Below are 11,610 nucleotides of genomic sequence, written 5' to 3'. Positions count from 1 at the left end.
GGTCTTTTTTTCACCTTGCATTTGGTATTGCACTTCATGTGTTAATCTAAGAAATTTATCCCGTAAGTATTATAAACAGAACGTAATATTAACAATCAGATAGCCTTTTGTCATATTAATGACTTACTGATGACCTAGGTACTAACACGACAAAACCACTACCGCGTAATTATTTTCTAACGCAATCTATGTGGCACTTTTACTCCGCCTTTTTTTAGCAGACTTGCGTATAACGACTGTTCTATTAAGCTCACAAAAGCCTAATATTTTAGATGGGTAATGACCTTTCAATACTCTTCAATACTCTTCAATACTCTTCAATACTCTCGACAAAAACCAAGATTTACGGCAAAAATCCCCACTGGACATATTTTGATACAAAAATTACAGTGAATAAACACGTCTAAACCATGCCAATTGGTGGTATTAGTGGCAAAAGTTTTTTCAAATCACAAGGAATTACTGCTAATATAGCCTGCATATTAAATGAGCTCAAGCACTTTGACCGTTTAACTAACCCTGATGTGAGGATATACGTCGGGAGAAATTTTATTCTAACAAGCTAATTCAATGGAGAGCAATTTATGGCTGATACTAATGCGAAATTAACCGTCAACGGTGAAGAATATGGATTTCCTATCATCACAGGTGCTTTAGGGCGCCCAGTTATCGATATTGCTGCTTTACAAGACTCAGGATTCTGGTCTTATGATCCTGGCTTTAAAGTAACTGCTCCTGTTGAGTCAAAAATCACTTATATCGACGGTGGCAAAGGTGAGCTATTACACCGCGGTTACCCTATCGATCAGTTAGCAAACAACGCCGAATACCTTGAAGTTGCTTATGCACTAATCCACGGCGACCTACCTAACAGTGAAGAGAAAGCTGACTTTTTTGAAAAAATCCGTAAACATACAGGTGTTCACGATCAACTACGTAAGTTCTTTGAAGGTTTCCGCCGTGATGCGCATCCAATGGCTATTATGGTAGGTGTCGTTGGTGCCTTATCAGCGTTTTATCATGACAACTTGGACGTGAGCAACGAAGAACATCGCGAAATCACAGCTATCCGTCTAATCGCTAAGATGCCAACGCTTGCTGCTATGAGTTATAAATACTCACAGGGCGAACCGTTTATGTATCCACGTAATGACTTCAATTACGCTGAAAACTTCTTGTACATGATGTTTGCAACACCTGCGGATGTTGATTACGAAACCAATGACGTCATCACACGCGCAATGGACAAGATCTTTACATTGCACGCTGACCACGAGCAAAATGCGTCAACATCTACTGTACGTCTAGCAGGTTCTACTGGTGCAAACCCATACGCTTGTATCGCTGCTGGTATCGCCGCTCTTTGGGGACCATCACATGGTGGCGCGAACGAAGCAGTACTTGAAATGCTAGACGAAATCGGTACCGTTGAAAACGTGCCTGCATTCATGGAAAAAGTGAAGAGCCGTGAAGTGAAGTTAATGGGCTTTGGTCACCGTGTTTACAAAAACTTCGATCCACGTGCACAAGTCATGAAAGAGACTTGTGATGAAGTACTAGGTGCGCTTGGTATCAATGATCCTAAGCTTGAATTAGCAATGGCGCTTGAAAAAATCGCCTTAGAAGATCCGTTCTTCGTCGAGCGTAACCTATATCCAAACGTTGATTTTTACTCTGGCATTATCCTAAAAGCCATTGGTATCCCAACGTCAATGTTTACAGTGATTTTCTCACTGGCTCGTACTTCGGGTTGGATCAGCCATTGGTTAGAAATGCACAGCACTCCGTTCAAAATCGGTCGCCCACGTCAGTTATACACTGGTGAGACGCATCGTGAGTTTGTAAAAATCGAAGACCGCAAATAATCATTTGTAATCCTAGAACATAAAAAATCCCGCTATTTAGCGGGATTTTTTATGCTTTAAATATAATACTGTGTTCACGATAGCGGATTTTTTTGATGCTCATCACTCATCTTAGCTTGGCTTACTGAAACTCGTTTAACCGCTGTTCATATTTGGCAATTTGTTCATCATAACCTTGAATAGTTTCATTAAATTTAGCCATCAACGTTTCAAATTCTTGCTGCTGATCTATTTTCATCTGCTGCATATCAATGACTTGCTGTGCCTCTATCTGTTCCCGAACTTGGTGCTGCACAATTAATCGCGCCAACGCAGGGCTTTTTCTACTGACCCTGCCAGCTATTTCAGCATGCTCAAACAATTGTGGCACTAACGTCGCTATATTAATCAATGTATCGGTGTCTTCTGCGCTGAGCGGCGTGGTTGCAGGCTGGTAAAGCGCCTCTATTGCCTGTTGATAGCGCTCTACAGTTTGCTCTTCAGTCAACATAACTGGCTTACGTGGCTCGAGGCTAATGCGTTTGAGTACGGTTAAGTCTCGCTCACCTACTTCGCTACTGGTATTGATATCTGGAGCCGCTGCAGTGCTTTCAGACTCTGGCATCGCAGTAGCATCTGTTTGGCTCGTAGTAACTGGTGTCGATGCTGATTCAGAGTCACTATCGTCGTCAGAACGACTATTATCGATAGTACCGCCGCTATTAACATCATTAGCAGATTCGTTTGACAGTACGGAGTCTGCACTCTCTGCGGTATCGGCAGCTTGTAATGACTCGTATTCAGCCTGCAATCGTCGCTGTAACCCTTGAAACTGTGTCACATATATCGGCTGCATCTGTTCGATGCGCTCAGCAGCAGCATCGCTTTGCGGCATCGGCTTGGTATCTTCTTCACTCATCTGACCATTGGATTCGTTATCCTCTGCCGAAGGCTGCGTGTCTGCTTGCTGTTGACAACCACTTATGAGCATTGCACCACCGAGCATAACAGCAAACACCGCTGGGTGACGGCTCGAGAATTTGGATTTTGTATCGAAAAATCGTTTGTTCATGTCTTTATCATCAACTTTATCACTCACCTCAATATCAGGCATGGCTAGTTTGAATTTAAGCACGAGAATACACATCCTTTATTAACGCAAAATAATAGAAAGTTGGAGTTATCACGACAATCCATTGCTGGTTTGTTTCGTTATGACTCATCAACTTTTTATGATATTTTTTATAACAAATATTTCGCTCAAGCCTTTATCATAGTGACTATTTGTCATAAGGTGAAGACGAAACTGTGAACGAACTGTCGTTGTCACTGATTTCACTACCAGAAACTGCGGTTAAAAAGGGAATACATTGTTCAAAGTCACGACAGTCATGTCCACGCTGACGACGCAAAAAATAATCCTGAACGATGCGTGCCTGCTGCTCAATGCCGTATTTAAAAAAAGACTTCCCTGCCTTGAGCACATAGTCATAACGACGATCGATCAGCGCCCCACGCACGACTTTTATCCCCTGCTGCAACTGCCATATGTGCGTCAGTTCATGTATCAGCCAGCTTTGCTTGCTCAATGACGACTGGCTAAAATCTGTTATCCAATCTGCTGAATTAAAGTAAATATTGCCATTAGGACTGACAGCATAGTTTTTTAACACCCACCATGCTGTCTTTAATTTAACATCATCAAGGTCGATGCTATCACCAAATACTGAACGTGCCAGCACTATCTCATTAGCCGTCAGTGAACGTGACTGCTGCCCATTACCTTTATCATTCAAATATCGCTTAAAAATTTGCTTGAGAACTGACTGAGACATAATACACTTAGCACCTTATTCGTGAGCTTGTTGTTTTGGGTTTTTCTTGTGACAATGAACTGACTGATAGCACAGCCGTTATCACCGATTATATGACAAAATAAAAACGATTGAACTTATAACGATTGAACTTATATAGTAGAGACTTCTATGCCGCCCAACTTTCATGCCGACACTCCCCTCGCTCAGCGTATGCGCCCAACGACGCTTGATGCTATCATCGGTCAGGAGCATTTATTAGCACAAGGTGCTCCCTTGAGGCGCCTAGTAGAACAAGGACATCTACCGTCAATTATTCTGCATGGTGAAGCGGGCATAGGTAAAACCACCATCGCCATGTTGCTGGCTGATGCCGTTAACCGACCGTTTCATGCTTTATCCGCATTGAACACAGGTGTCAAACAACTACGAGAAGTACTAGACAGTAAAGACTCATTGAGTTTTGAGTCACCTGTGGTATTCATCGATGAGATTCATCGTTTTAATAAAGCCCAGCAAGATGCATTGCTGGGCGCTGTCGAGTCTGGTGACATCACCTTAATCGGGGCAACGACTGAAAACCCATCTTTTAGTGTCAATAACGCACTACTATCACGTTGCCAAGTTTATCGCTTAGAACCACTGACAGCAGAACAGATCAACGCCGTATTACAACGAGCCATTTTAGAAGATAATATTCTTAACAAGCTATCGATTGACTTGCAAGCACAGGATACCATCAGCCAACTGGCACATGGTGACGCAAGAAAAGCACTGAACTTATTAGAGCTTGCCGTTCAAACAGCGGATACGCATCAGTCAACTGTCATCATCGATGATGAATTGGTAGCACGTGTGGCTCAGACTGCACTCGTCCGCTACGATAAAGATGGTGAGCAGCATTACGATATCGTCTCAGCAATGATAAAGTCGGTGCGCGGCTCAGACCCAGATGCGGCGCTGTATTGGATGGCACGGATGCTAGTGGGCGGAGAACCTGCTGACTTTATCGCGCGGCGTTTGGTTATCTTGGCCAGTGAAGATATCGGTAATGCCAATCCTAATGCCCTCCTCCTCGCTGACGCAGCATTACGTAGTGTGCAGTCTATCGGGATGCCAGAAGCACGTATTATATTGGGGCAAGTAGTGGTTTATCTCGCCACCAGTGCAAAAAGCAACAGCACGTACAAAGCAATCAATGCAGCAATGACCTTGGCAGAAAAAGACGCATCACCCGTACCGCTACACCTGAGAAATGGTGTGACTAAGCTGATGCGCAATCAAGGCTACGGTCAAAACTATGTGTACCCACACGACTATCCCAATCACTACTATCCGCAGCAGTATTTACCAAACAACTTATCGGATACGAGATTCTATGAGTTTGCTGATAATCAACGAGAGCAACATAATAAGCAGTTTATGGATTGGTTAAAAAGTTAGTCAACGAGTCGTACATCAACTCAACCTACATTTGAATTTAAAAATATGAATAACTGTTTTTGAGATATTGAGCGATATAGTTTAGAGATGGATCAGCACATGAGGATGAAAAGCGTTAAAATGTCCTCATAATGGTGTACAAGTTCAGATGATTCATTAAAGAATCAATTTATCACAGCGCACTTTGCCCAACAGCAACAATGCTTTGTAGTATCAACTGCTACAATGAGCAGATAACACTTTATACGCCAAATTATACCTATGTACTAAAAATAAAATATTGAGACTTACTATGAGTTTAGATGCAATTCCTGAGATTATCGAAGACATTCGTGCCGGAAAAATGGTCATCTTGATGGATGACGAAGACCGCGAAAACGAAGGCGATATCATCATGGCAGCAACCCATGTGCGACCCGATGATATCAACTTCATGATTACCCATGCACGCGGGTTGGTATGCTTAACTTTATCACAAGCACGCTGCCAACAGTTGGCGCTACCGCTAATGTCAGACCGCAATGAAGCAAAATTCAGCACCAACTTTACGGTGTCTATCGAAGCCGCTGAAGGCGTCACTACCGGCATCTCTGCCGCTGACCGCGCTCGTACCATACAAGCAGCTGTCTACTCTTCGGCCAAACCAGAAGACATCGTTCAGCCTGGTCACATTTTTCCTATCATGGCACAAAATGGCGGTGTGTTACATCGCGCTGGCCATACTGAAGCAGGTTGCGATTTGGCGAGATTGGCAGGGCTTGAGCCTGCAGCCGTCATCGTCGAAATTATTAATGCTGATGGCACCATGGCGCGCCGTGACGACCTCGAAATATTTGCCAAAGAACATGATATCAAAATGGGTACGATCGCCGACCTCATTAACTATCGCATTGCCAATGAGCAAACCGTAGAAGAGGTAGAGACCCGCCCCTTCGAGACCGAGCATGGCACATTTACCTTGCATCGCTTTCGTGAGTTTGGTGCTGATGAGACGCATATAGCATTGGTAAAAGGCGACGTAAGCGAAGGTGTCAGCACCGTTCGTGTTCATGGTTTTCATCCGCTGCGGGATTTGTTCGCTGCTAAAAACGATACAACAGGTCGTAGCGGTTGGAGCGTACAGTCGGCAATGGAAGAGATTAGCAAATCAGAGCGTGGTGTATTGGTCTGGATTGGTAACAACCAACCAACTGATTTGGGCAGCGCGTTGGACCAAGCGGTAGACAATGAATCACAATCAACCATCACACAGCAGCCGTATCGCAGTATCGGGGTGGGTGCGCAAATACTACGCCACCTAGGCGTCCGTGATATGCGTTTACTGTCTTCGCCAATGAAGTTCTTTGCGTTATCAGGCTTTGACCTAAACGTGATTGACTTTGTCCATGCACCAAACAAAGACTAAAATCCTACTCGCACTACTTCATTGGCTTTACCGTTAATGAAATATAAAAAGGCACGCTAATTCAATATTAGCGTGCCTTTTTGCGGTCAGTCACTCTATTGATATGAAGTGCTCGATACGAAGCAGTTCTGCAAGTTTTTCTGCAACGAGTTGGTTCTCAAGTCTCCGGTGTGTGGTCGACTTCCGCCTCCATCGCCACGAGGCGTTCACGCTCCTCGCTTGTCCAAGGCAGTTTGGTCTTCCCATCACTATCTAAACGTACTATAACTGCATCAGCTGTCGCAACGACAGCGCTTTGTGCCGTACTATAGTAACTATACTCCATCACGATACTGGTAGTACCCAAACGCTGGCAACGCACGCCTAATAACAAAGTATCGGGATAAGTCACTGGACGTAAATACTTGCAGCTAGATTGTGCCAGCACAGTGACCATACTGCCATCAAACATGCCTAGCGCCCGTAAGTAACCAATGCGCGCTGACTCAGCATAACGATAAAATACCACGTTGTTTAAATGATTGAACGCATCCATCTCACCCCAATGAATCGGCTGAGAATGAATGACAGGGTACTGTCGTAGCTCATCAGGCGTATTCTCTACTGAATTGCTTACTGTAAATGCGGCTGCTTCTTTTGAATTGGTCATAAAATCCCTTTACACGATACGGTTTTCGTTTTTTAGTAATTGGCTCGAATATTGATGCTTCTGTTAACTGACAATACACCTACTGTTGATGCAATTCAAATGAAGTGCAAAGCAAGGAAATATGAAGATGTATGGGCAAATAGGTATCTACGATACTTCCTGCCAGCAAAAAATTCAGAGAATTTCTGTCAGATTTTAACGGATTAGCTACCTTCCTACTGAGGCTTTTCCAAAATCTGTGTGGTCAGTAGTGGCGTTGGTGTTGGAGCATTGGCTATCAACTCATCCAGCCAGTGTATTACCTCTGAAATATCACTTGGTGCTTCCATCATTGCCAAACTATTAGCCGAGTCATCGACATCGCCAACAGTGCCTGTGGAGCTTTCTGTCTCTTCGGCAAGCTGTTTGCGTGCTTGCGTCAGATAGCTAATCAGTTGATCGTGGTCACGCATATTACTGGCCTGAATCGCTAAGTTCAGTGTCATGATGGTCTCATGAATGGTGAGTTGGCGTCGTGTTATAGCTTTATTATTGCCGCCTGCCAGACTGCTTAGTTGCGTACTGGGCTGTAAATCAGTATTCACTTCTGCATCACCATCATGGTTATGCAAAAATGCTTGAATATTCTGAATAGCAAGGTTATGAAGTTGCCAAGGACTTGGTTGCGAACTTTGTGCCTGCAGGTTTTCTATATCCTTTAATAGACCTTTTTTGATAACGACAGTCAGCGCTGGTGCAATCTCATTGCTGCTCTGCGAAAGCTGCCAATGCAGTCCTCGGAGTAACTCAATAGCCGCACTATTATTATTATCCACCAAAAGCCTATCTGCAGCTTGTATTTGAATACGTAATAGATCAAGCTGATTCTGCGCTTGGCTGCCGGCGGCAACCCGAGGCTCAGGCAAGGTCTGTTGGCTCATCGCAAACAAGCGATCATCCATGTCATTTAGGCGACTGATTACCTGCTCACTACCTTGCAAGCGTTCGGTGACGCTGTGTTGAAACCGCTGCTGGCTAATATAGAGCCATAACAATACGGCTATCAGTAAAAAAATTACCAACCACTGTAGCCGTGTGAGTAACATGTTTGCCTGTCGGCGCTGCTGAACCTCAGAAGGGGCGTTGGTTTCAGGCTCAAAATTCATTGACATAGTGCACTACCATGGTTGGCAAGTTGGGACATGTTTAAAGCGAACAAAATAATGTGAGAGACTAAGTGTGACTATCTATAGCCGCAAGTATGGTTTCTGGTGCCAAATCCTCTACGCGACAATGTCTCAATTGTTGTTCGGCAACCATATTGGCTAGGCGTTCACCCAAAACCACATAATAAAAATCAGATAAGCTGAGTGACAAGCTATCTGTTGCATCAGTAGTTATTTTTGGTTCAAGCGACTCAACCGTTGTTTCTACATCTTTAACGATATCAGTCCAGTACTCAAATGCGGTGCCACTACTTACGACCACGACTGGGAGTTGGTGCTCTGATTCGCAGGCTTTTTTTCGGAGCTTGTTGCTATATTTTTGGCTATGAAAGCTATGAAGCCACTGCTTGTATTGTTCTTTAGCGTTAATGGGCATCGTACGCTCATACCAAGCAATACTGTCGACATGGACACCGCGTGCCTGTAGAGCATCGACCAATAATCGTCGACCACCAAGACCGCGCCATATCAAAACTTTATCACCCGCTGTTAAGCTTTCAATTTCCGGCATGGCTAGCATACCTTCATTATTAGCAATACTAGGCTGCTTTACGTGATGACCTGGCACAGGGGGTTGGGCATCGTTCAATACTGACGCAGTGGCTTCACCAACAGCTATCAACTGGCTAGGCGCACTTAAGTCAGCTAATGCTGTATCTGTTTTCGCCTGACCATTGACCGATTCGTTATTGTCTAGAGATTGTTGGTCTTGATGTTCACGCTCAAGCGCCTGCCAAACAGCCAGCCCCGAAGCAGCTGCCGTGGGGCTGACGACGACAAGTGCTTTGCAATCCCCTTCTAGCCATTGACGCATCAATGCTATGTCGTCGCTCGTGGTGGGTCGCGACTGTAATGCCAACATCGGTATCTCAATCACACTCAGTCCTGCCGCCTCTAGGTAGTCTGTCAAAGGGGCGGACCGCTCTACAGGTCTAGTATTGATGACGACTTGCGCTGATGATGGCTTGTCATTTTGTAGATTGCTAGCAGTAGATTTGGTACGTTTTTCTATTAATGGCTGCTCTATTGATAACTGTTCTATTGACTGCATGGATGTTGGGTGTTTAGGTGTTGATGACATAGACATACCATGACAAAAGGATGGAGGCTTAAGCTTAATCACAGACCAGTGCATAAAACTGGTCTGTGATAGTGATTATTTTATTTGGATGTTATTCAGGATTGTAAATCGCTGATAATATATTACCAGCACCGTCAGCGAGCAGCATTTCTGCGACAGCAATACCAAGCTGATTGGCCTGCTCTTCTCTCTCCTCTTGTGTACCGTCTAAAGTGGCACGCTTTTCTGCTTTTAATAGCTCACTACCATCTGCTTGACCGACTCGACCACGTAACCACAGAACGTTACCGTTATCATTGTTTCCGTTGTCATTGTTTCCGTTGTCATTGTCATTGCTATCATCATCGTTAGTAGCAGCGTCATCGGCCAATTGTAAAACAGCATAGGCTGCGATTGGCACTTGACAACCACCTTCCAAATGGCGATTGAGGGCACGCTCAGCTATCAGGCGAATACGGGCTTTGTCGTCGTTGAGCGGTGCTAATAGTTTTAACACGTCATCATCACCTTCACGGCACTCAATGGCCAATGCGCCCTGTCCAACTGCAGGCAAACAAGCATCAATATCCAGCTCACCACGGATACGCTCGTCGAGTTCGATACGCTGTAAGCCACTAGTAGCCAAGATAATGGCATCGTACTCACCAGCATCTAACTTACCCAAACGAGTACCAACATTGCCACGCAAGGTTTTGATTTGTAGATCTGGGCGATACGCCTTGATTTGACATTGACGGCGTAAGCTTGAGGTACCCACTACCGCACCTTGCGGTAACTCATCAATGCTGTCATAGGTGTTGGAAACAAAAGCGTCAGTTGGCGCCGCGCGTTTACAATATACGCCTAACGTTAAACCTTCAGGCAGTTCCATGGGGACATCTTTTAAAGAATGTACCGCAATATCTGCCTGCTTACTATACAGTGCTTGCTCGAGCTCTTTTACAAATAATCCTTTACCACCAATTTTTGCCAGTGGCGTGTCCAAAATTTTATCACCCTTGGTTACAATTTTTAGTAAATTGACCGTCATCTGCGGATACATCTCCAATAAACGGTCTCGAATATGCTCAGCTTGCCACAGCGCTAATGGGCTCTGGCGGGTGGCAATGCTTAAGGTGGTCAAAGCAGGTTGCTGAAGATTACTCATAAAAAGCCTCAATAATGTTGATACGAACCACGTCAGTACTAAATAACGTCAGCATGAAACAATAATGCAGATTTGCCACAAAAAATGGACGTTATGATGAGCGCAGTTAGGTCATAGGTATTGCATGCTGACGCAAAAAAATACCCCTATTTAAGCATAAATAAGGGTCTGATGATATGGAGTGACTATTACGCTGTGATTATTATCATATAAAAACGGCAAGTTACATGCTCTGGATTTTATCTCGTAGCATTGGCAGATGACGACGACTAACAGCCAGCGTCTCATCAATTCCTTTAAAGCGTACTTGGTATTGCCCCACATCTAAGGCTTCTAAGTAGTCTAAGAAACTCAGGTTGATAATCGCATTGCGATGTACCCGAAACAAACGATCCCCGAACTCTTGCTCAAGCTCTTTGAGAGTTTCATCTATCAATATGATACCGTCTTTATGACGTACTTTGACGTACTTTTGGTCGGCCGTAAAATAGTAGATATCTGTGAGCTTGACCAATTCAACGCCGCGATGAGTGCGAGCAGCAATATGCTCACGCACTGGCCGAGCTGTTGAATCCTCAAGCTTACGAATTTCATTTAATTGTGCCGCATTTAAGTTTTTAGCTTTACTCAGTGCCTCTAGCAACTCATCTTTATTTGCTGGCTTTAATAAGTAACCAATCGCATTGGCTTTTAAAGCAGCAATGGCGTAATGGTCGTACGCAGTGACGAAGATAATAGCTGGAGGGTGCTCAAGCTTATTAAGCTCTTGAGCACATCTTACACCGTCCATTTCAGGCATACGAATATCCAGCAGAATAATGTCTGGCTGCTGGGCTTTTACAGCAACAATGGCTTTTTGCCCTGTCATTGCTTGCGCAACTACCTCATGACCTGATTGTTGTACAATCCTAACCAAGCGCTCACGCGATAATGGCTCATCATCGCAGACTACGATCCGCATGCAGACTCCTACCTTAGAAAACACTCAAAAAATTTTGAAAAATTGTTTATTAATAATTGGT

General features: G+C 44.2%; 10 protein-coding genes. 3 read left to right on the top strand and 7 right to left on the bottom strand.

What is annotated here, in order from left to right:
- Positions 1–584: 584 nt before the first annotated feature.
- Positions 585–1,865, top strand: a complete 1,281-nt coding sequence (gene gltA, locus L0J61_RS05065) for a citrate synthase (protein WP_301465257.1) — start codon at positions 585–587, stop codon at positions 1,863–1,865.
- Positions 1,866–1,986: 121 nt separating this feature from the next.
- Here the strand turns inward: gltA and L0J61_RS05060 are convergent, their stop codons facing one another.
- Positions 1,987–2,979, bottom strand: a complete 993-nt coding sequence (locus tag L0J61_RS05060) for a hypothetical protein (protein WP_301465256.1) — start codon at positions 2,977–2,979, stop codon at positions 1,987–1,989.
- A gap of 145 nt (positions 2,980–3,124) precedes the next feature.
- Positions 3,125–3,679 carry a type IV secretion protein Rhs gene (locus L0J61_RS05055; protein ID WP_301465255.1) on the bottom strand — a complete coding sequence of 185 codons (555 nt, stop codon included), beginning with the start codon at positions 3,677–3,679 and terminating at the stop codon, positions 3,125–3,127.
- A gap of 150 nt (positions 3,680–3,829) precedes the next feature.
- Between L0J61_RS05055 and L0J61_RS05050 the strand changes: the two genes are divergently transcribed.
- Positions 3,830–5,101 carry a replication-associated recombination protein A gene (locus tag L0J61_RS05050; protein ID WP_301465254.1) on the top strand — a complete coding sequence of 424 codons (1,272 nt, stop codon included), beginning with the start codon at positions 3,830–3,832 and terminating at the stop codon, positions 5,099–5,101.
- 292 nt (positions 5,102–5,393) lie between these two features.
- Positions 5,394–6,506: a bifunctional 3,4-dihydroxy-2-butanone-4-phosphate synthase/GTP cyclohydrolase II gene (gene ribBA, locus L0J61_RS05045; protein WP_301465253.1), complete on the top strand. Its 1,113-nt coding sequence runs from the start codon at positions 5,394–5,396 to the stop codon at positions 6,504–6,506.
- Positions 6,507–6,663: 157 nt separating this feature from the next.
- Here the strand turns inward: ribBA and L0J61_RS05040 are convergent, their stop codons facing one another.
- From L0J61_RS05040 to L0J61_RS05020, 5 genes are all read right to left on the bottom strand, one after another.
- Entirely contained in the window at positions 6,664–7,155 is a 492-nt protein-coding gene (locus tag L0J61_RS05040) for a thioesterase family protein (RefSeq protein WP_301465252.1), read from the bottom strand.
- 215 nt (positions 7,156–7,370) lie between these two features.
- On the bottom strand, positions 7,371–8,306 hold the full coding sequence (locus tag L0J61_RS05035; protein ID WP_301465251.1) for a hypothetical protein: 936 nt from the start codon (positions 8,304–8,306) through the stop codon (positions 7,371–7,373).
- Positions 8,307–8,367: 61 nt separating this feature from the next.
- The gene (locus tag L0J61_RS05030; RefSeq protein WP_301465250.1) at positions 8,368–9,441 is read right to left on the bottom strand and encodes a uroporphyrinogen-III synthase; all 1,074 of its coding nucleotides are present in this window, start codon (positions 9,439–9,441) and stop codon (positions 8,368–8,370) included.
- Positions 9,442–9,532: 91 nt separating this feature from the next.
- Positions 9,533–10,588, bottom strand: coding sequence for a hydroxymethylbilane synthase (hemC, locus tag L0J61_RS05025; protein WP_301465249.1), 1,056 nt, complete (start codon positions 10,586–10,588; stop codon positions 9,533–9,535).
- A gap of 223 nt (positions 10,589–10,811) precedes the next feature.
- The gene (locus tag L0J61_RS05020) at positions 10,812–11,549 is read right to left on the bottom strand and encodes a LytTR family DNA-binding domain-containing protein (protein WP_301465248.1); all 738 of its coding nucleotides are present in this window, start codon (positions 11,547–11,549) and stop codon (positions 10,812–10,814) included.
- Positions 11,550–11,610: the final 61 nt, after the last annotated feature.

The organism is Psychrobacter sp., assembly GCF_030457785.1.
Lineage (GTDB): Bacteria > Pseudomonadota > Gammaproteobacteria > Pseudomonadales > Moraxellaceae > Psychrobacter.
This window is presented reverse-complemented; position numbering and strand designations above follow the sequence as displayed.